The 395-nt window shown below is 68.4% G+C and carries 1 protein-coding gene; it reads right to left on the minus strand.

Going from position 1 to position 395, the window contains the following annotated elements; all coding sequences use genetic code 11:
- Positions 1-395 (minus strand): A24 family peptidase (locus GO615_RS28365; protein ID WP_169133120.1); only part of this gene is annotated, 395 nt, incomplete at both ends.

A 395-nucleotide genomic window follows, 5' to 3' on the forward strand; every position in this document is an offset into this window, starting at 1 on the left:
TCAACAGGGCGCCGAGGGCGAGCGCGATGCCGTAGGGAATGCCGGTCTGCTTGTCGTGCAGGCGGCTGAGCCAGGCCTGGGACGCCAGCGGATAGGGTAGCGGCCATTGCCGGAGCTGCAGCAACAGGACGGTCAGCGCGCCGCCGAACAGCGAAGCAAGCACCAGATAGGGGAGCAGATGCTCAAACCCGAACCAAAGGGCGGCCGCGGCCACCACCTTGGCGTCTCCGCCGCCGACCCAGCCCATCGCGAACATGCCGAACGCCACCACCAGGACCAGCGCGCCCGCGCCGGCATGGTTGAGGATTTCATGGACGCCCATCCCGGTCAGGGGCGCCAGGACGAAGAAGCCGGCCACCAGCGCCAGCGAGATCCGGTTCGGGATCGTCATGGTG

Origin of the sequence: Aromatoleum evansii (genome assembly GCF_012910805.1) — a bacterium.
Taxonomy (GTDB): domain Bacteria; phylum Pseudomonadota; class Gammaproteobacteria; order Burkholderiales; family Rhodocyclaceae; genus Aromatoleum; species Aromatoleum evansii.